The 21,689-nt window shown below is 42.1% G+C and carries 12 protein-coding genes and 1 tRNA gene; 7 read left to right on the plus strand and 6 right to left on the minus strand.

All coding sequences use genetic code 11. From position 1 onward, the window contains the following. Positions 1-321: 321 nt before the first annotated feature. The 5 genes from B5X60_RS12465 to B5X60_RS12485 all read left to right on the plus strand — a co-directional run bounded on the left by B5X60_RS12465 (position 322) and on the right by B5X60_RS12485 (position 10,758). Complete coding sequence (locus B5X60_RS12465) at positions 322-3,492, plus strand: SusC/RagA family TonB-linked outer membrane protein (RefSeq protein ID WP_079703015.1); 3,171 nt, start codon at positions 322-324, stop codon at positions 3,490-3,492. Between the two features lie 20 nt (positions 3,493-3,512). Further along, on the plus strand, positions 3,513-4,970 hold the full coding sequence (locus B5X60_RS12470) for a SusD/RagB family nutrient-binding outer membrane lipoprotein (RefSeq protein ID WP_079703016.1): 1,458 nt from the start codon (positions 3,513-3,515) through the stop codon (positions 4,968-4,970). Between the two features lie 120 nt (positions 4,971-5,090). Beyond that, positions 5,091-5,801 (plus strand): MORN repeat-containing protein, encoded by a 711-nt coding sequence (locus B5X60_RS12475; RefSeq protein WP_170878446.1) that lies wholly within the window; start codon positions 5,091-5,093, stop codon positions 5,799-5,801. Between the two features lie 206 nt (positions 5,802-6,007). Then, positions 6,008-9,109, plus strand: a complete 3,102-nt coding sequence (locus B5X60_RS12480) for a SusC/RagA family TonB-linked outer membrane protein (protein ID WP_139377465.1) — start codon at positions 6,008-6,010, stop codon at positions 9,107-9,109. 11 nt (positions 9,110-9,120) lie between these two features. Further along, positions 9,121-10,758: a RagB/SusD family nutrient uptake outer membrane protein gene (locus tag B5X60_RS12485; protein WP_221406243.1), complete on the plus strand. Its 1,638-nt coding sequence runs from the start codon at positions 9,121-9,123 to the stop codon at positions 10,756-10,758. 128 nt (positions 10,759-10,886) lie between these two features. Here B5X60_RS12485 and B5X60_RS12490 read toward each other — a convergent pair. Next, positions 10,887-10,958 (minus strand) — tRNA-Arg (locus B5X60_RS12490). Positions 10,959-10,960: 2 nt separating this feature from the next. Next, positions 10,961-13,057 (minus strand): methionine--tRNA ligase, encoded by a 2,097-nt coding sequence (metG, locus tag B5X60_RS12495; protein WP_079703019.1) that lies wholly within the window; start codon positions 13,055-13,057, stop codon positions 10,961-10,963. A gap of 836 nt (positions 13,058-13,893) precedes the next feature. On the opposite strand from metG, the gene B5X60_RS12500 reads away from it, so the two are divergent. Together B5X60_RS12500 and B5X60_RS12505 are read left to right on the plus strand one after the other, a co-directional pair. Further along, complete coding sequence (locus tag B5X60_RS12500; protein ID WP_079703020.1) at positions 13,894-14,799, plus strand: S66 peptidase family protein; 906 nt, start codon at positions 13,894-13,896, stop codon at positions 14,797-14,799. Between the two features lie 16 nt (positions 14,800-14,815). Further along, a complete protein-coding gene (locus tag B5X60_RS12505) occupies positions 14,816-15,223 on the plus strand; it encodes a DoxX family protein (RefSeq protein WP_079703021.1) in 408 nt (135 codons plus the stop codon). A 32-nt stretch (positions 15,224-15,255) separates the two neighbouring features. Here the strand turns inward: B5X60_RS12505 and B5X60_RS12510 are convergent, their stop codons facing one another. From B5X60_RS12510 to pepT, 4 genes are all read right to left on the minus strand, one after another. Beyond that, positions 15,256-16,278, minus strand: coding sequence for a PIG-L deacetylase family protein (locus B5X60_RS12510; protein WP_079703022.1), 1,023 nt, complete (start codon positions 16,276-16,278; stop codon positions 15,256-15,258). 168 nt (positions 16,279-16,446) lie between these two features. Beyond that, positions 16,447-19,362: an outer membrane beta-barrel protein gene (locus B5X60_RS18540; RefSeq protein ID WP_079703023.1), complete on the minus strand. Its 2,916-nt coding sequence runs from the start codon at positions 19,360-19,362 to the stop codon at positions 16,447-16,449. 29 nt (positions 19,363-19,391) lie between these two features. Next, entirely contained in the window at positions 19,392-20,168 is a 777-nt protein-coding gene (locus B5X60_RS12520) for a hypothetical protein (protein ID WP_079703024.1), read from the minus strand. 199 nt (positions 20,169-20,367) lie between these two features. Next, positions 20,368-21,621, minus strand: a complete 1,254-nt coding sequence (pepT, locus tag B5X60_RS12525; RefSeq protein ID WP_079703025.1) for a peptidase T — start codon at positions 21,619-21,621, stop codon at positions 20,368-20,370. Positions 21,622-21,689: the final 68 nt, after the last annotated feature.

Raw genomic sequence — 21,689 nt, forward strand, 5'->3', positions numbered from 1 at the left:
TCATTTAAATTAAGGGAATATTTAGATCGAAACCCTAAAAATCGGATAATTAATTAATAGCTGGTTAATCCCTTTAGTACCCTAAGAAAACTATTTGCCAAATAAAGTTTGCCTGGGTTTATTACGGCTCTATTAAAGTTTTGGAATTCGTTCAAAATGGCAAATTAAAATAACTTTTCAAATAAAATTTAATCACCTGAATATCAGCTAATTATGTAAAACTTTGAAAAACAATTAACAAAATATTTTGATGTAACTTGTTTGTTGCAGACATTAGTAATTCTAACCAACTCATAATTAATCAACTAAACACAACTAAGTATGAAAAAACTTTTACAAAGTTTGTTCTTGGTATTTGCTATTGTCTCCCAGACAGTTGCACAGGAACGAACAGTTACAGGCACAGTAACAGCCAAAGAGGACGGTTTGCCTCTTCCGGGAGTAAGCGTAATTGTTACCGGAACTAGAATAGGTACACAAACAGGTGGCGATGGAAAATTTTCCTTGATGGTTCCCACAGGAAATAATTCACTGACACTTACTTACATTGGTTATTCAGTTCAAACAGTCAACATTGGAACTAATAACGTAGTGAATGTGGCTCTTCTGGCGGATGCTACACAACTTGGTGAAATTGTGGTAACTGCATTAGGCCAGTCACGCTCACAGAAGTCGCTGTCTTATTCAGCCACGAAAATTGACGCTGAGGATCTAACAGTGGCCAGAGGTACCGATATCAGTTCTGCGCTGGCAGGTAAAGTGGCCGGAGTTCAATTGAATGGATCTCCAAGCTCGACTTTTGACAATGCCAATATTATTATCCGCGGGGTAAACGGATTTGTCGTTGGTGCTCCGCTCTTCGTAGTTGACGGAACGCCAACATTGCAGGAGAATGTAAACATGGATAACGTTGAAAATGTCACCGTTCTAAAAGGTGCAGCAGCAACAGCATTGTATGGACAGCGTGCTTACAATGGCGTAGTAATCGTTACCAGTAAAAAAGGTTCAAGGCAAGGGGGTACCTCTGTTGATTTCAACAGCAGTTTCGCTGCTGAAAATGTTTCATTATTGCCCGATTATCAAAACCAATATGCCGGTGGATATTCTGCCGATGCTCCGGTATTTACATACAATCCTGCAATTCACCCCTCTTCCTGGGCATCTTTCAACGGGCAAAAAATGCTTGACTACGGAGCGGATGCTAGTTTTGGGCCTAAGATTGACGGATCATTATACAGGCCATACTATAGTTGGTATCCCGGTCCTGAATTCGGTAAACAAGTACCTCTTGTCGCTAATCCTGACAATGTTAAGGATTTCCTTCGTACCGGAAAAAACATTAACAACACACTAGCTTTCTCAGGTGGAGGACAGGGTTACAATTTCCGCCTTGGTTATACTAATCAAACGAGAAGCCTTATTCAGCAAAACTCGCAGCGTGGAATGAATATGTTCAACGTAAATGGAAGCCTTGATATCAGCAAAAGGCTGACTGTATCTACAGATTTCCAGTTTGCAAAGGAAAATAGAAAGGGTCAACCTTATGAGACTTATCGTAACGACGGTTTGAACATCGTGCAGGGATTCAATCAATGGTTCCAGCGTCAGCTTGATATGAATGAAATGTCGAGAAACCGGGTTCAGGCTAACGGAAACCCAACGTCATGGAATATCGGAGATCCTAATGGTAGTGGAGACTTAGCCGAAATTACACATCCCCAATATTGGGATAACCCTTTCTGGGTAGCAGACAATAACTATCGTACACAAAAAAGGAATCGTGTTTTTGGGAATTTAGGCTTTACTTATAAACTTACGAACGACATCGCTTTACAGGCAGCGGTTAGGGGCGATATCAATAATGGAATCGGTGATGAGCGAATGGGCACTGGTGGATTACAACTTGATTATTATAAAACAAGCCAGTTCACTAATAATGAATTCAACTACGAGTTAAACGGTACTTATAAAAAAGCTTTCGGTGATTTCAGTTTTGATGCCTTAATAGGCGGAAACGTTCGAAAAGAAAAACGGGAAGGTTTAGCTCTTGAAACTAATGGTGGTTTAAGCTTCCGTAATTATTTTAATATTGACGCATCATTGGCCAGACCAATTGATGACAATACTTACTATGCCAAGGAAGTTCGAAGTGCATTTGGTAAAGTTTCCTTTGGCTACAAAGGATTTGCCTACATTGACGTTACAGCGAGAAACGACTGGTCATCTGTGTTTTCACCAGGTTTGAATTCATACTTCTATCCTTCTCTTTCTGGTACTTTCATTGCTTCTGAATTCTTTTCTCCAAGTTTCAAGGATATCGTTTCTTTCGCGAAAGTTAGAGCATCTTATGCACAGGTTGGATCTGATATCGACCCATATCGTGTAAATCTTCAATTTAATACGGAAAACGGTTATGGCAGCAATGCATCATTGAATATCGGTAACGAATTGCGTGACGGCCTCATTAAACCGGCCTTAACAGCTTCTTTTGAAGTTGGAACAGACTTAAGATTCATGAAGGATCGTATAGGGCTAGATTTTGCTTATTTCGAGAACCAAAACGAAAATCAAATTCTGTCTGTAACACTGAATGGAGCGACAGGATACGGAAGTAATCTGATTAACGCTGGCCAGTTGACGAACAGAGGATTTGAATTCGCATTAACTGGAACCCCTGTAAAATCTAAAAATATTACATGGGATTTGAATTTGAACTTCAGCAAATCAAAAACAATCGTTGACAAGATCACTTCAACCCAACAAAATGTAATTTATCAAAATTCAACTTTCTTCACTAATAGTTTAAATCTTCGCGAAGGGGAGGAATGGGGTTATGTAACCGGGCGTAAATTTAAAAGAGATGCTGCAGGGAATATGATAATTCTTGCGAATGGACGTCCAGATTTTACTACTAACCAGTTTATAGGTTATGCCAGACCAGACTACACCGGTGGTGCATTCTCATCATTAAGGGTATTCAATTTTGATCTCGGGTTCTCATTAGATTTCCAAAAAGGTGGGTTGTTCAATTCTACTACCCGGGCTTTCAATATGGGTAGCGGTTTATCTATGGAAACAGTTGGTGTGAATGATAAGGGTGTTGATTGGAGGTTGCCGGTTTCACAAGGCGGTGGTTACAAATTCCCTGGTGTTTTGGCAAATGGTACTCCTAATACTCGTTACATTGAAGCTAGTGTTGCGTTTTACAATGGAATGCAAAATGGTGCTGGCGAAATGTTCATGATCGACGCTTCTTATCTGAAATTGAGAGAAGTTAGATTGGGGTATAATGTACCTCAGCAATTCCTGAGGTCTAAGGCAGGGTTTATTAAAAATGCCAATCTTGGACTAATAGTTGGGAATGCATGGCTGATTTCGGCGCCAGGTAAGGAATTTGGTATCGATCCATCCGAACTTGAAAACTTCTGGCAGGAGGGGGGTCAATTACCCCAAACCCGTACCATCGGAATTAACTTGAGAGCAGGATTTTAATTAGGACAACAGAAAGAATTATGAAAAAATTAAATAAATATATAGCATTATCACTGGCCGGGCTGACCATGTTTGCCGCAGGTTGTGATAAAATAGGGGATTTTGGCGATACTAACGTCGATCCAACCAGAGTTGCAGTTTCATCTACTCGCTCACTATTAACAAATGCCATGCAGAATAGTGTAGGATTGTTTATAGGCAGTGGGCAGGGAACTACTATGGCTCAGTACTTTTCCGAAGGCCCATACCTTACAAGCTCAGGTTATGGGGACGCTGTTGGTGGCCAAGCTTACTCAGGTTGGTACAGCTCACCGCTAATTCAGTTGCAAAAAATTATCGAATACAATACAGCAGGTACAGTTGAGGCAGATCCAGGTGCTAATGGATCAAAAAACAACCAACTTGCAGTTGCCCGGATAATGAAAGCCTATATCTTCTGGAAAATAACTGACCGATGGGGTGATCTGCCGTATTCACAAGCATTAAAGGGGGGTGAAAATATTACTCCGGTATACGACAAACAGGAAGATATTTACAAAGATCTATTCAAAGAGTTGAAAGAAGCAGGAGCACAGATAGATGGCGGCCTAGGCATGCAAGGAGATATTATCCTTGATGGTAACATGGCAGGCTGGAAACGATTTGCTGCTACTCAAAGGCTTTTGATGGCCCTACGTATGTCGAAGGTACATCCTACAGCTGCTGGCCTGGCTGCTACTGAATTTAAAGCTGCTATGGCAGATGTTATAGCTTCAAACTCACAGAACATCACCTACAAATTTCTTGCAGGCGATCCGAATAATTACAATCCGTGGTACAATAATTACTCGATCTCGAACCGAAATGATTATGCAATTAGCACGCCACTTGTAAACTACATGAAAGCGAATGGCAGAAGTAATGACCCACGTTTGCCGGTTTATGCTGAGGTCCTGCCAGGAAATGTCATCAAGGGATTAGATTACGGAAAAACGCTGCAAACTAATATACCAAACGCCTTCAGCAGATTGGGAAACAACTTGCGTGCAGCTGGCTCACCGGCCTATATATTCACTTTTGCACAGGTAGAATTCGCGAAAGCAGAAGCAGCAAAATTGGGATGGATTCCGGGTGGAGACATTGCCGCGAAAGCGTCATACGATAGCGGGATCGACGCTTCATTAGCCCAGTATGGAGTTCCTGATGCGACGTTCAAGAATGAAACAGGCGTTGCATATGATGCAAGTAAAGCCATTCAACAGATTGCAACCCAAAGATGGATTCACCTTTATTTAGACGGATGGGAAGCATGGGCAGAATGGAGACGGACGGGCTTCCCGGTGTTAACTGCTGGCCCTAACTCTGCTAATCCGGCCGGTATACCAAGAAGGTTAATTTATCCTGCTGCAGATAAAACTGTAAATGCCGATAATTACGCGAAAGTACTTACCCAGCAGGGCCCAGATAATTTGAACACCAGAGTTTGGTGGGATAAATAGAAATTACTAATTAAAAAGAGGCTGTCCGGAAGGACAGCCTCTTTTATTTGTCCGAACCGTTGACGTTGGCCTTGCATGTGCAAAAGATATTGCTGCCAGAATGTCAAAAAAATATATCTAATGAAAATCAAATCTAAATTCTTGATACTAATACTGTTTTTTGGTACCGTAGGTCAGTCGATTGCTCAGGAGAATTGCAAAGTTTTACTTTCAGCCATTGCCGGGAAATACGAAGGGGAATGTAAGAAAGGAAATGCCAATGGCGTTGGCAAAGCGGAAGGGATCGATCAATATCAGGGCGAGTTCAAAGATGGATTGCCTCATGGAACTGGTACTTACTCATGGAAAAACGGGGATTCGTATGTTGGTAAATGGTCCAATGGTAAGCGGGATGGTGATGGAATTATGAAAATTAAGAAAAAAGATGGAGCTGATAGCTTGTTAACCGGTGTCTGGAAAAAAGACTTGTATTTAGGAAAAACAGACAAACCCTTCAAGGTCTACGCCCGTACCTTACAGGTTACCCGAGCTGATATTGAATATAAGATGACAGATGAAAATGCAATAATCCTAACCTTGAGTAATACGACAGGAAATGTACCTTCCTTGAACGGCCAGATTGCAATTAAAGCAACACTAGGGCAAATTGCTATATCTCAAGGGTCTTATACGCGGGTATTGAATGTTTCTGAGACAGCAAAACAACTCACCTATAAACTTGACAATGTAATATTTCCTTTCAGGGCTAAATTTAGATTTGGTAACCAGGAAATTGATGCTCTCTTTTCCGAAAAGGGTGTATATACAATGAATGTCGTACTGAATAATTAGCCGCCAGTGTCCACACCTGTAATGTGCTGAACATTAGGTAATTTCCAAAATCATCAAAATTCGCATAAAATTAATTATCTGATCATCAGGTAGTTAATTTTTTTTTGCCATTCAGTTTAACGATTTATTTTGTTGTAACGTGTTTGTTGCGGATATTCGGTATTCTAACCATAATCAGTATTAATCAAATTAAACGCAAATCAAGTATGAAAAGACTTTTACAAAGTTTATTTCTGATGCTATTTATTGCCTTTCAGGCGTTGGCACAGGATCGTACTGTGACTGGAACAGTTACAGACAAATTAGATGGCTTGCCTCTGCCGGGGGTAAGTGTCAAGGCTGCCGGTAGTACAGCCGGAACCTCTACCGATGGAAATGGACGTTTTTCGTTGCAGGTTCCTTCAGGTTCTACTTCATTAACTTTTACATACATAGGATACCTGCCTCAAACTTTGGCAATAACCGGTACTACTATGAATGTAACGCTAACTTCAGACCGCCGCCAATTAAGTGAGGTTGTTGTTGTTGGTTACGGAACTCAATCGCGGAAGGAAGTTACCGGATCCGTTGGCAGTGTTACTGGTGGGGCACTTGCTGATAAACCAGTTGCCAGTTTTGACCAGGCATTAGCTGGAAGAGTATCTGGTGTACAAGTAACTGTTTCTAGTGGTATTCTGGGTCAGGCACCCCGTGTTAGGATCAGGGGAGTAAACAGTATTTCAAATGGTACTGAACCTTTGTACGTTGTAGATGGGTTACCGGTAGTAACAGGAAACCAAAGCGGTACAACAACTACTAACCCGTTGGGAGACATCAATCCGAATGATATCCAGAGTGTTGATGTGTTGAAAGATGGTGCAGCAACTGCGATTTATGGTTCAAGGGCTGCAAATGGTGTGGTTCTTATTACAACGAAAAAAGGAACTGCTGGCAAACCGCAGATTGCTTACAATACATGGTTTTCATCTTCAAGCGTAGCAAAGACTTTTGACCTGTTAAGCGCTGATCAGTTTATTACTATTGCTAATGAAAAACTAACTAATTCAGGTGGTGCAGCTGGTGCTGTTGCAAGCGGTATCAATACTGACTGGCAGGATGTAGTGTTCAATAAAAACGCTTTCCAGCAAAGTCATGCTTTAGCCGTTAGTGGAGCAACTGAACAGTCTAACTATTATTTCTCGCTTGGTTACAATGATCTTGAAGGTGCAATTAAGTCGAACACTCAGAATAAGTATTCTTTCTTTGGAAAAATCGAGCAAAGCGCCTTGGACAAGCACCTAACTTTTGGAATTAATGCTAACGTAGCTTACACCAGAAACTTTGGATTGAATGCAGGTACTAACGCTCTTTCAGGAAACGTTGGTAACGCTATCCGCGCTTTACCTAACGTTGCTCCAATGAACCCTGATGGTTCGTACAACTTCAGTGCAGATCTTGCTCGTCTTGGAAGAGGTACCAACCTAAGAGAGATCGATGATAACTACACAAATATTGCTTTCGTTCTGGCTAACAATAAATTCCGTAACCAAACCACGAACCTTATTGGTGGTGCATTTGTGAATTTTAATATCATCAACGGTCTGGATCTTAAAACTCAGATTTCAACAAACAGCTTGTTTGGAGAGGATTATCAATACTACAGTCCGCTGCACGGTGACGGACGTGGTTCTGGTGGTTTTGCATTCCAGCAATACATTCCAACATTCCGTTATGTATGGACTAACACTCTTGGATACAATAAAACTATTGGCGACCACAACTTTGGTGCTGTTGGTGGTTTGGAATTCCAGAAATCACGCTACAGAGCATTCAATGCGAGTGCTACAAGTATTTCTACAACGTTCTTTGGCGGAGAGAACCTTATTAGTAACTCCTTCCCTCAGGCTACCTTTGGTTTAGGTGGAAGTGTTTCGGAACAAGCTTACAAATCTCTATTTGTTCGTGGAAATTATTCATATAAGGGCAAGTACCTTTTGAGCGCAACCTTCCGGTCAGATCAGATATCTTCGCTTCCGCAAGGGAACCAAGTTGCAAATCTCCCAGGTGCGTCAATTGGATGGAGAATTTCTGAAGAAGGTTTCTTTAAGAATTCATCAGCATTCAAATTCATCAATGACTTTAAAATTCGTGGTGGTTATTCTAAAGTTGGTAACACCGATATTGGTAACTATCCATTTGCTGGTAACTTCAGCGCAGCAACATACGGTGCTAACAGTGGATTGTTCTTCAGCCAGGCTGGTAACCCAGACTTAAAGTTTGAAACCAGTAAAAAATACAACGCAGGTGTTGACTTATCAATGTTCAATAGCCGTTTAAACCTGAGCGCTGATTATTTCACGAATGACGTTGATAACATCATATTATTTGTTCCTACTCCACTTTCGCTGGGTGTACCAGGAAATGGTATCAACCAGAACGTTGGTAGCATGAACAATAAAGGTTTTGAATTTACGGTGGGTTCGATGAACGTGCAAAACGATAATTTCTCATGGTCATCTGATTTAAATCTGACACTTGTAAAGAATCGTATCAAAACACTTGCGAATAATAACTCTGATGTAGTGTTCTCTTACAACATCCACCGCGTTGGCGAATCAATCGCATCATTGTACGGTTACAAATATGAAGGAGTTAACCCCGCGAATGGTAATCCATTGTACAGAAAAGCTAATGGTCAAATCATCCAAGGTAACATCGTAACGCAGGCTTACAGTGTTTACGATCCTGCAAACCCATCTGTTGCTGGAGCTGCAACTACTTTGGCTGCTGCTGACCGTGTGGTATTAGGAAACTCAAGCCCGACTTACTTTGGTGGTTTGAACAATACCTTCACTTATAAAGGTTTAGATCTTAACGTCTTCCTTACCTTCTCAGGGGGTAATAAAGTAATGAACGTTACACGTCAGGAAAGTTTACTAAACCAGAAATTCCTGAATGGCGGTACTGAGTTACTTAACCGTTGGACTTCAACTAACACGAACACCGATGTTCCTCGTCTTTATTACGGACGTGATGCATTCACAAATCTTACTGCCAATACTGTTTCACGTTTCGTGGAAGATGGAAGCTACATTCGTGGTCAGAACATAACCCTCGGTTATACTTTGCCGGTATCAGTTGTGAACAGTCTTAAGTTCAATAAACTGAGAGTGTATGCACAAGTGATGAACGCATTTATTATTACAGATTATTCAGGATTAGATCCGGAATTGAACACAAGTGTTACTTCAAACAGTACTGTCGGAGTAGATTACAACACCAACCCAATTTCACGCACATTCGTGTTAGGTTTAAATCTTGGATTTTAATTAGTAGAGACATGAAAAGAACTATAGAAAATAGATTATTTAAAAAGGGGATCCTCATTATGGGTCTTGCCGGCCTGATGGTTGTATCCTCTTGTAAAAAGTTTACGGAGCTAAGCCCATTGAGCCAGCTTTCGGAAACGACAGCATTCTCAAACCCGGCTAATATTGAGTTGGCGATGAATGGGGTGTATAACCGTGCAGCAGTTGGTAACTATAATGGTGGTGCTGGCCGTGGTTATCCATTCGGCGCAGCATCTATCGAGCAGTCAGAAATGCGTGGTGAAGACATGGTCAACCTTGCGACATTCTACCAGATCACATACGAAACCACTATTACTGCGGCGGCGTCTAGTGCTAATAACTGGAATATGTTTATCAACTTATATTCGTTGATCAACCAGTGTAATGTTGTAATTGACGGTGTTACAGCGGCTGCTGGTGCAGGAACAATTACTCAGGCTGTTGCTGATCAGTATGCGGGCGAGGCAAGATTTTTACGCGCCCTTGCTCACCATGAACTTGTAATCAATTTCTGCCGCCCTTTTGTTGACGGTAATGGTAATAAGCCTGGAGTTCCTTATCGGACGGTGGCCGTTACTGGTGCATCAACTGTGGCAGCTACCTTATCTCAAACAAGGGGAACTGTAGCTGAAGATTACACGAAGATTTTAGTGGATCTTGATTTTGCTGAAACAAATCTACCAGCAACACGTACTTCAAACAAGATCACACGTGCTACTAAAGCTGCAGCAATTGCGCTTAAAACGCGTGTTAAACTTCACATGAATGACTTTGCAGGAGTTATCACCGAAGGAGCAAAACTTGGAACCAGCGGCGCAGCTGCCCCGTATACCAGCCCTATCGGCGGATATGCTTTAACAGCCAGCCCTGACGGTCCATTTGCTACCTTCAATAACAATACTGAATCAATTTTCTCTATTGAAAATGGTTCTGCTGCAAATGGTGGTGTTAATGGTGCACTGGCGAACATGTTTGGTCCGGCTGCTAACCCATTAAATAGCCAGGTTGGTCGTGGATTAGTTGCTACAAGTCCAAATCTGTATAACGCATCATTCTGGGTTACAGGTGATACAAGAAGATCCTTATTACAGATCCAGCAAACTACCAACGGCGCGAAATACTTCTTTAACTACAAGTATCGTGACCCGACGACAAGCACTGACTGGGCTCCGATCATTCGTTATGCAGAAGTTTTGTTAAACGTAGCTGAGGCATATTCTAGAACTACGCCACTGGATGTCCGTGCTTTGAATTTGCTTAATGCAGTTAGAAATCGGGCTGTGCCTGTGGCTGACCGTTACACAATCGCTAACTTTGCTTCTCAAAATGCATTAACTCAGGCTATTCTGAACGAGCGCCGTGTTGAGTTTGCAGGTGAAGGAAGAAGATGGGCAGATATTACCAGATTGTCACAGGATGTGAACTTCCAGGTTGCTGGTGGTGGTATCCCTGCCAAGATCCTGGTAACAGCACTTGCTGGAGACGGATCTAACTACAATACTACAACCCGTCCGGTAACACCAGCGGCAAAGGCTGCTATCCCGTACTCAGATTTCAAATACATCTGGCCAATACCTCAGGATGAGCTTAATGCAAATCCTAACTTAACTCAGAATCCGGGTTATTAATATTGGATAGAAAATAAAAAACTAACGCCTTCAGCTTGCTGGAGGCGTTTTTGTTTCAGCCACTTTAAAACATACAGGCTTTACAGCCAAGGGCATAAAAAAAAGCCACTCTAATTGAGTGGCTTTTGTGGTCCCGACGAGAATCGAACTCATATCTAAAGTTTAGGAAACTTCTATTCTATCCGTTGAACTACGGGACCATTTATCTAATCTCACTTCCACTTGGAAAGGCTTCAGATGGTGCAACAAAACTAAGCTTTCCTTCTGAATTTTCCGCCATCAGAATCATACCCTGTGATAAAATGCCTTTAATCTCCCGTGGTTCGAGGTTTATCAATACAGAAACCTGCTGCCCGATGATTTTCTCAGGGTCGAAGTATTCTGCGATGCCCGAAACGATGGTACGTTGATCGATGCCAGTATCAACCTGTAATTTGAGTAGCTTCTTAGTTTTTGCGACTTTTTCAGCCGCCAATATCTTTCCGACCCGAATATCCATCGCAGAAAATTGGTCGAAACTGATATTCTCCTTCGCCTGAGATGGTTCTGCCTGATCCAGAGTATTAGCTGTCTTCGTATCCATCAATCTTTTTATTTGGGCGTCTATAGCCTCATCTTCAATTTTATCAAAAAGCAAGGCGGCCTCGTTGAGCTGATGACCCTCTTGAAGCAATTCAACAGTTCCTGCCTTATCCCAGCCTTGAACATCGAGGTTCAGCATTTTAAAAAGCTTTGCTGCGGTGAATGGCAGGAAGGGCTGGGCGAGTATGGCCAGGTTAGCTGCAATTTGAAGCCCAACATTTAAAACCGTCTTAACCCGTTCCTCGTCGGTTTTGATAACTTTCCAGGGTTCTTCATCTGCGAGATATTTATTGCCAAGCCGCGCGAGGTTCATAAATTCGGATAGCGCCTCCCTGAAGCGGTATTGCTCAATAGATGAGGATATGCTTGCCGGATAACCTTTTAGCTCGCCTATGGCCTTCAGGTCACTTTCTGTATACTCTGAACCGAACGCAACCTTTCCCTCAAAATATTTATGTGAAAGTATCAGTACACGATTTATAAAATTACCGAAGATCGCGACAAGCTCGTTGTTGTTTCTTGCCTGGAAGTCTTTCCAGGTAAAATCATTATCCTTGGTTTCAGGCGCGGTTGCTGTCAGGACATAACGCAGCACATCCTGTTTTCCCGGAAAATCTAAGAGATACTCATTCAACCAGACAGCCCAATTCCGGGATGTTGAAATTTTATCTCCTTCAAGGTTAAGAAATTCATTGGCTGGCACGTTCTCAGCAAGATTATATCTTCCATGAGCCATCAGCATAGCCGGAAATATGATACAATGGAAAACAATATTGTCTTTGCCTATAAAGTGAACAAGTTTTGTTTCATCATCCTGCCAGTACTTTTCCCAGCTGTGAGTTGGCTTTAGTTGGTCGTTTACGTAATACTCATCTTTTTTATTGGATTCTAATCCAGGTTTGCACAGGTCTTTTGTTGCCGAAATATATCCAATAGGAGCGTCAAACCATACATAGAGAACTTTGCCATCAGCACCTTTTACGGGAACATTTACTCCCCAGTCCAGATCCCGGGTCATGGCCCTGGGATGCAGGCCGCCGTTCAACCAAGACTTGCACTGACCATATACATTTGGTCTCCATTCCTTATGCGAATCAATATATGATTCAATCTGCGGCTGCATTTTATCAAGTGGCAGAAACCAATTGGTGGTTCTCCTGAGTACCGGTTTGGAGCCAGATAACGTAGAGTGAGGATTTATCAACTCCTCAGGGCTCAGTGAAGTGCCGCATTTTTCGCATTGGTCACCATAAGCATTGTCGTTACCGCAATTAGGACAAGTACCGACGATATAACGGTCTGCGAGAAACTGCCCGGCTGTTTCATCAAAATATTGTTCCGTTTCTTCTTCGGTAAACACACCTTTATCGTAGAGAGTCTTGAAGAAATCGGAAGCTGTTTTGTGATGAGTCTCAGAGGATGTCCTGTGGTAGATATTGAACGATACCCCGAAATCCCTGAACGAATCCCCAATAACTTTGTGATACTTATCAACGACCTGTTGAGGCGTTATACCTTCTTTGCGGGCCTTAAGGGTGATTGGAACGCCATGTTCGTCCGATCCACAAATGAATACCACATCATGGCCGGATGAACGTAAATATCTTACATAAATATCAGCGGGAACATATACACCAGCAAGGTGGCCGATGTGGACCGGGCCGTTGGTATAAGGAAGTGCTGCTGTAACGGTATATCTCTTAAATGTCTTTCCCAAAATCTGATTATTAACGTATCTCGTTCGATTGAATAGTTTGCAAAGATAATCGCTAAGGCTCTAACTTTATAATTGCATATAAAGTCCTGAACGTTATGATCAAGCTTTTAGGATACTTAGTGTATTAAACTTTATTCTGTTATCGTGCTGAAGAGCTTGGTGTTGTTGGCATTCCTGCCCGAAAGCGCATAAAAAGCTCCAGTTTTTTTATCGCTGAAATCACGTTTTTATACCAGATTTAAAAATAGTATAAAAAATGATCTTTCTCTGTACCTTCTCCGCCTCTTCTTCGTCTCCAACCCCATTTTAGGCCACGCCAGGGCAACATTTGGCGAAGAAGGTACGAAGAAGAACACTAGAAGGTACTTAGAAGGTGTAAGCGAGTTTAATTTAATGTCGTACTTACCATATTAGTATAAGCGTTCTTCATACGGTTGAAATAAAGCGATCTGAGACAATTTCATAAGATTAGTGGACTGTTGAGTTCGCAAGTTTTTTTTGGCGGCAAATCTAAGCCTTAATCAATTTGAGTAAATTGTTATATTACCGGCATTTTTCAGCATTCTAATTTTACCTCAAAAATTAGTTCCTCAGCAATAAAGTGGGATCCAATTGATCGTCACTTAAGGTGTTCCGAAAGAACGTTAGTGTATTTGGCTAGCCTGTTTGAATTTTCCTGTTATGTATGGCCGGTTTAATTATCGGACTTGCTTGAATATTGTCACTGAGGCTTATAACGATAAACTAATGCTTAGGATAAGAATGGGATAAATTTGACAAATAGTTAATACGGTATTTGTTAATTTGCGCACCACAACCATTTAGATAAACATACGTTGATAACCCCTCCATATTTACAGAAAGGCGATACCGTTGCCATTACCTGTCCTGCTAAGAGCCTTCCGGTACCCATTGACGATGCGGTAAAGCTATTAGAGTCGTGGGGATTAAAGGTTGTTCTCGGCGAAACCGTATACGCATCCTGGCACCAATTTGCCGGTACAGATGAACTGCGTACAGCAGATTTCCAAAAGTTCCTTGATGATGATTCCGTGAAAGCAATCTTTGCCGCACGAGGCGGATACGGAACCATTCGCATTATCGATGGTATCGATTTCTCGCGATTTGAAGATAACCCGAAATGGATCATTGGGTTTAGTGATATAACAATTCTTCACAGTCACATCAATGCCGTACTAAATACTCAGAGTATTCACGGACAAATGCCTTTAACTATTCCTGACGGAACAAAAGTCTCCTTGGAAACTCTGCGTAAAGCCTTATTTAATGAACCCTTCGATTATTCTTATACCAGTGCTGTCGAGAATAAAAGCGGATCAGGCTCAGGGATGCTTATTGGAGGAAATCTCACTTTACTACTGATGATGTCCGGATCTGTTTCAGAACAGGATTACAAAGACAAGATTCTTTTCCTTGAAGATGTTGGAGAATATTTCTATTCGATCGACAGGATGATCCTAAGCTTTAAACGAGCGGGTATTCTTGCTGAATTAAAAGGGTTAATTATCGGCGGATTTACGGATTTGAAAGACAATGACATTCCCTTCGGACATACCGCTGAAGAAATTATCGTGAGCCACGTAAAAGAATACGACTACCCGGTTTGTTTTAATTTCCCGGCCGGCCACATTGAAGATAATAGAGCATTGATATTTGGCAGGGAAGTTACTTTAACAGTTGATGGCCCCTCAGTTTCGTTAACCTATTCAAACCAACTATAATAACAAAAAACAATTTATGGCCTTGTTCGCATCACTCGGTAAATACAGAAATACAGGATTATTAATCGTGCGACTCGGCCTTGGAGTTATGATGATGCTGCACGGTTACCCGAAATTTCTGGGCGGGCCCGATAACTGGGCAGCCGTCGGAGGTTCAATGAAATACCTTGGGATCACATTTGCTCCAGAGGTTTGGGGCCTGCTCGCCGCGGCAGCTGAAACATTTGGAGGATTCCTGCTTTTGATCGGTTTAGCTTTCAGGCCTGTTTGTCTGATCTTGACCTTTACAATGCTCGTTGCAGCTGTAACTCATTTGAAAACTTCATCCGACTATATGGACGCGGCTCATGCTATTGAACTAGGATTTGTATTTTTCGGCTTAGCTTTTATCGGTCCCGGCAGATATAGTGTCGACAAGAAGTAATTCGTAAATCAGCGAAGAAAACTTTGAGCAATTTACTTGTTCACTGCGTTTTTAGTTACAAAATCAGGGATTCTCGACTTGGGCTCTCCGAAGTAGTGAAATTGCTCAGCCCATTCAAGACCGTACTTTTTACCAACTTCCTTGTCGGAAGGAACTGCCCTGTGATATTCGGAGTCTATGTCTAACACGAAATTTTTAACAAAGCTGGCATTTGCCGTGTCATCACTGTCGCCCAGAATTGGCAAAGACTTCCCCTGGTCGGCAAGGCTTTTCCGCAATCTTGCTCCCGCATCTCCGCCCGGACCCTGGGTTTTTATTACCACATTGCTCTCCACCTTTTTATCGATGTACTTGCTAATATCTACAACCCGGTTAACTAACTGCGGCCCACGAGCAAAATAATACCGTTCCTGAACAGCATGTGGTTTTACAACTTCAAAGTGCTCGGGGTAGTCGAGGCTTCCAGCCATCCAGCGCGCCGCTTCCACCGCTTTCGCCGTCACATAATGATCAGGATTTTCTTCATAATGACCCCATGGATCATAACAAATTACTGTGTCTACTTTCAGTAAACGGAAAAGAAAAATAAGCCTTCCTTTGATCTCCTGAATATTGTATTCATCCATACGATGATTGCGGTAATGCAGATCGTAAACCTTAGAAATTCCGAGAACTTTGGCGGTTGCCTCCGTATCATTTTCATTATTAAGAACACGTTCACCAAGGGTTTTACCTCTTCCGGCAACATCATCATTGGATGTCCTGATCATATAGGCGGTATAACCCTCATCAACAAGCTTCGCTACGGTGCCGGCGGCGAATAGGGCAATATCATCGCAATGAGGCTGAATTACTGCAAGTACTTTTCCCTTGTGTGGCTGACCAGATACTGGTCTTTCAATAACTACAGGATCATTCTCAGGGGGAAAGTGCGCTATTGGATTTTCCTTGATTCCAGTTTCAGACGCAGCAGCATCCTGCGCGATGATTGAATATGCTGCAGGTAAAACAGCACCGGCTACTATTCCCTTGCTGATGAATTTTCTTCTTTCCATGACAGGTTAATTTGCGATGAAGCTTGCATGACCAAATTTAATTGTTGTTTGAGCGATAAGGTCATTCATGTTTCTAACCCTAATATAATCCATTTCATTAAATAAATCGGGTACGTTACCAGTATAAGGCAATAAAAAAGCCTCACGATTTGTGAGGCTTATATTTTGTTAAAAGTTGTTGTTATTCATTCCGGGGCCACCTCCACCTTCGCGTCGCATTCCACCGCCTTCACCCGGCCGTCTTTCTCCACCCTGTCCAGGTCCGCGGAAATCAGGCCCATTTTGCTGCTGAGGTTGTCTGCCGCTGAACTTCTGCAATCTCATGGTAAACGTCAGCATAAAATATCGCGATAAGCGGTTGCTTTGACTATCAGTAATTGTATTTCCAAGTACCTGCCTGGAAACGCTGGTGTTTTCATCCAGAAGGTCAAATGCCTGGAAGCGGAGTGTTGCGCTCTTGTCTTTCAAAAATTGTTTTTCCAGATATGTATTGATGATGAAAGGATTTACTGCAAGTGAACTGCTGTAGCCATCATTAATAGTTTTACTCAGATCTGTCCCGAACAAGAGGGTTTTAAGGAAGTATACCCTGCTATTAAAGTTGAACGAATAGGTTGATACTTTGGTGTTGTTATTAGTTATCGCGTCGTTCGTATTGGTGTTGAAGCTATATCTAAAACCCGGGTTGAATTCAAGATTCCTGTTCGGATTTATCTGCATGTTCAGGCCCTGTGAAAGGATCCAGTTCTTACCACGGTTTTTGATATTATCCGTAAAAGAGATGTTATTGATATAGTTCGCCGAACCATTAAATGAAAATACATATTTCTTCTCTTTAAATGGCTTTGAGTAATTGTAGAATGCATTTGCAGTGTAATAACCGTCTGTGTTCAGGTAACGGGTTTCCTGCACCAGACCAACGCCAGACACGTCCGAGCGGACGATATTCGATACGATCTTATTTTCAGTGTAATTACCTGCTATGTTGAAGAACAAAACATCGCCTGAAGCGAAGTTAAAATTGTTGTAACGGAAGTTCAGGATATGAGTGAATTCAGCATTCAGGTCCGGGTTACCATAAACCGGGAACTGCGGATTAGTAACATCTGGTATCGGCTGCAATTGTATGTAGGTAGGCTCATTTGCCCGGCCGAAGTAGTTGGCATTAATCGCCCGCGTTCTTGAAAAGTTATATGAATAACGTGCTGATGGGATAAGATTAAATCCAGTATTGCGGTACGGAGTAGTTACACCCAGCACAACCGAATTACCCTCCAGTACATTTGGCTGCGCGCTTAGACCAAATGAGTAATTGTATCGCTGTTGATTTACGCGGAAGTTGACGCCAAATCTATTAGTGCTGAATGAGTAATTATAATCATTACTCAAATTCAAATTAGGAGTTGATACACCCGATGACGTGACATCGAAAGTCTCTCTCTCATTTCTGTAATTTGTAGTGCTGTGATTATAATTGAATTCTAAACCGGAGAACTTACCCAAAGGTTCGATGTAGGACAAGTTTGCACTTACATTCGAGCTTTTATTTTCGTCATACAGATCCTGATTACGGTACACATTCGTGTTTCCGCTTACAGCATAATTTATGTATTCGGTGAGCTGGTCGTCCTGCTGTTTTGTTTGGGAGTTATTGGCGTTAACGAATAGGGAGATATTACGCCCTCGTTTCTCGAACCGGTGATTGAGTAATAAGTTAGCTCCGAAATTAGGACTCTTGGATGCGGTGTTATAAATAGTTGTTCCGTCGGATGTCCTGGTGTTGTTGAGGGTCTGGATATAGTTCGAATTTCCAGCGTCTTCACTTTTGCTATAGCTGAATGAAGGTGAGAATTTAATGAAATTAACCGTATCGGGTTTATACTCAAGATTCCAGCTAAGCCTGTGGTTTTCATTGATCACATTCTTCGCAGATAGCTGATCCATGATAATTAAGCTCGACTGGAAGTTATTTTGCTGGAACTGATCACTTAAAACGTTGTTGTCTCTGTTTGAATAACTGTAGTTACCATATGAACTCAGTTTGGTTCCATAATCCTTACGGTAGTTTAACCCGACAGAGCCTACAGAGGTGATCCCATCACCACCGCTAAAGCCACCGCCACCTCCCTGGAAGCCGCCACCACCGCCGCCACCACCTTGAAAACGCTGGCCACCACCGCCGCCACCGCCGACTTGCTGCACTCTGGCACCGCCTCCGCCACCGCTAAAGCCACCGCCTCCGCCACCAAAATTGAAAACATTGCTGTTCGTATTGTTCAGGTTTCCTATAAAAGAAAACTGCTCTGAATTGTTATAAGTATTGGCCGTAAGATTTGCCTGGTATCTTTCCTTGTCTCCTCCGCCCACAGTGCCACGCGCAAAATAGCCCTTATTCTTGTCAGCCCTGATTGTAAAGTTCAGGATCTTCTCCGGATCGCCATTTCTGATACCTGTAAGGTTGGCCTGATCACCATAATCATCAATGATCTGTGCCGACTCAAGCATATCCGCCGGAAGCTGTTGCGTAGCTGTCTTAACATCCCCGCCGAAGAAATCCTTTCCATTGATCCTGACACGGGTAACCTGTTTACCTTGTGCAGATACATTACCGTCTTTATCGACCTCAACACCCGGAAGCTTCTTCAACAAATCTTCTGCGAGAGCATTCTCCCTAAGCGGATAATCAGCAGCACGATACACTACAGTATCCTCTTTGATAGTCACCCCTGGGGTACCCGAGATGACGACTTCATTAAGCATTCTGTTTTGAGACTTTAAAACGAAGGGCTCAAGCTCGATAGGAGTGTCTCCGTCTTTATATAGAAACCTTTTATTAAGTGTTTGATATCCCAAACTGCTTATCGTAATAAGAAAGGTTGATGATTTTACTCCTTTAAGAGTGAAGGCTCCATCGATGTCAGTTCTGGTGAAAACTGTATCTGTACCAACAATGTACTTCACCGTTGCTGCTATGATACTTGTACCTGTAGAGTCTTTTACTACCCCCTTTACATCGCGGCTTGTTTGTGCAAATGCCGCATAGTTCATCAATACGATAGCTAGTAGTAGTAAAATTCTTTTCATTTGATCTTGTGTTACTTCGATAGTGATTGTTATTGTTTAGTTGCAAGCCTGCTACGGATATAAAACTCAGTGCTTGTTAAAAGTTTATTCATTGCGCTGTTGCGGGGAGGAAATTGTCCCCCGTACATCCCGCCCATTGGTTGACGCTGGGCAGTTTGTCTCTGGTTCATATTAACAGATGCCCCCTGCAGTCCATTAACCTTGATACTGTAGGTCACTTCACCCGCATTAGCCGTGCTCAGATTAAGCAAGCTTAAGGGTATAATGATCTCCTGGATAAGATTATTGTTTTTGTCAAATCCTGCAGCTGCCCGAATTCCATAGGTGTTCTGAAGTGATATACCCCCGTCGATAATTTCTTTAAAGCCGGCAACTTTTATGTCTTTTATCCTGGAAAGGATCTGTTTTTGCATCTCTTCAACTTCAGGCTGATCCTTTGTATTGCGGCTTTTCCCAGGAGTACGGTCGAGTACAGGAAAAATAACGGTTGCCGGATCCTTCTTCTTGCCCTCAATATTTGCGGAAAAACTTATTCCTCCTGCGAGGATCTTGGTAAGATCTTGTTTGGAAGCACTCCTCAGAGCGAGATATACGTTCTTATCATCATTAGCGAGGCTGTAGTAGAGATTTGTAGCCTCGTTAAACATGGTCAGGCTGTCAGGCCAGTCACTTAAGGAACCATCAGCAACAACCACATTGTTTGCCCACCTCGTATTAATCATTTCTGCTTTTTTCTGAGAAAAAGCGCCTGATAAATTGACTAAAACAACACCAATAATTAATACAATATTTTTTACTCTGATCATTTCTTAACTGTTTAGACTATTAAAATAGATAAAGGTTTAACCCACCGCATGATGATTTCTCTCCTAATTCACATACGTGATTTAAGTCCATTCAAATCAGGAACGGTTTAAATTCTTAAAAAGCGTGCAAATATAGACAAACAGTCTGACGACTTACAGGAAAAATAACACTTAGGGATAAGCTATATACTATTGATAATCAGCTTTCTTCTTCCCAAAGTAAAGCCAGGTTGATAATGGTTTCAACGGCTTTTTGCATGTCCTGAACTGACACCCATTCTTGTTTTCCGTGGAATGCATGTTCACCTGCAAAAATATTCGGGCAGGGCAGCCCCATAAAAGACAGGCGCGATCCATCTGTACCACCTCTGATACTCTGTAACTTTGCTTTTAAACCGCTTCGTTCAATTGCTTTTATACCCAGTTCAAGCAGCTTGGGATGCTGATCAACAATCTCTTTCATGTTCCTGTACTGCTCTTCAACGATAAGCTGATAAGTTGAATTAGGATATTCTTCTAATACTTCCTGCACAATAACGTCGAGTATACGCTCATGGCTCCGAAGTGCTACGCTGGTGAAGTCACGGATAATAAATTCTACCGTCGCCTGTTCGACCGAACCTGAAATTGACACCGGGTGGATGAAACCATCTTTATCCGCAGTGCTTTCAGGTGACAGCTTTTCTTTAGGCAGGCAGGCTACAATTTGTGAAGCTATCTTGATGGCACTTTCCATTTTACCCTTAGCGAATCCCGGATGACTGCTAACACCATTAATTATAAGCTTGATACCATCTGCAGAAAAGGTTTCATTTTCGATAGAACCAGCGGTTTCACCATCTACCGTATAAGCAAAGTCAGCGTTTAACTTTTCAAGATCTGCTTTGTCTACGCCCCGTCCAATCTCTTCATCCGGTGTAAAAAGTATCTTTATCGTACCATGTTTATATTCCGGGTGAGACATCAGGAAGTTTGCTGCATCCATTATCTCTGCCAGCCCTGCTTTGTTGTCTGCCCCTAACAAAGTAGTGCCACTAGCTGTGATGATGTCGTTACCTATCTGATCCCTCAGGTCCGGATGATCTTTCATTCTAAGAACCTGAGTAGTATCATCCGGAAGAATAATATCCTCTCCCTGGTAATTCTTGTGTATAATTGCTTTGACATTTTCTCCACTGCAATCAGGAGAAGTATCCATATGCGAACAAAAACAAATCACAGGAACAGCCTTGGATGTGTTTGAAGGGATTGTAGCATACACATAACCGTTGGCATCATAATGGGCATCTGAAACTCCCATTTCCAGAAGTTCAGCCACAAGAAGTTCTGCCAGATCTTTCTGTTTTGCTGTCGACGGGCAAGTTGTTGACCCGGGGTCAGATTGTGTATCTATAGCAGTATATCTAATGAAGCGTTCAACTACTGTATAGCTTATATTTTCAGAGACACTCATTTTTAACTAATTTTAGATCCTGTACAAATTTAACCAATTGTATCACCGCTTCGGCAAAATCGTTATAT

This window comes from Daejeonella lutea, from assembly GCF_900168015.1.
In the GTDB taxonomy this organism is placed as follows: Bacteria; Bacteroidota; Bacteroidia; order Sphingobacteriales; family Sphingobacteriaceae; genus Daejeonella; species Daejeonella lutea.

Bases quoted from the DNA above. Each gene is read 5' to 3' on its own strand.
- B5X60_RS18540 (WP_079703023.1), bottom strand. From the start codon at position 19,362: ATGAAAAGAATTTTACTACTACTAGCTATCGTATTGATGAACTATGCG.
- pepT (WP_079703025.1), bottom strand. From the start codon at position 21,621: ATGAGTGTCTCTGAAAATATAAGCTATACAGTAGTTGAACGCTTCATT.
- B5X60_RS12520 (WP_079703024.1), bottom strand. From the start codon at position 20,168: ATGATCAGAGTAAAAAATATTGTATTAATTATTGGTGTTGTTTTAGTC.
- B5X60_RS12470 (WP_079703016.1), top strand. From the start codon at position 3,513: ATGAAAAAATTAAATAAATATATAGCATTATCACTGGCCGGGCTGACC.
- B5X60_RS12465 (WP_079703015.1), top strand. From the start codon at position 322: ATGAAAAAACTTTTACAAAGTTTGTTCTTGGTATTTGCTATTGTCTCC.
- B5X60_RS12510 (WP_079703022.1), bottom strand. From the start codon at position 16,278: ATGGAAAGAAGAAAATTCATCAGCAAGGGAATAGTAGCCGGTGCTGTT.
- B5X60_RS12485 (WP_221406243.1), top strand. From the start codon at position 9,121: ATGAAAAGAACTATAGAAAATAGATTATTTAAAAAGGGGATCCTCATT.
- B5X60_RS12475 (WP_170878446.1), top strand. From the start codon at position 5,091: ATGAAAATCAAATCTAAATTCTTGATACTAATACTGTTTTTTGGTACC.
- B5X60_RS12480 (WP_139377465.1), top strand. From the start codon at position 6,008: ATGAAAAGACTTTTACAAAGTTTATTTCTGATGCTATTTATTGCCTTT.
- B5X60_RS12505 (WP_079703021.1), top strand. From the start codon at position 14,816: ATGGCCTTGTTCGCATCACTCGGTAAATACAGAAATACAGGATTATTA.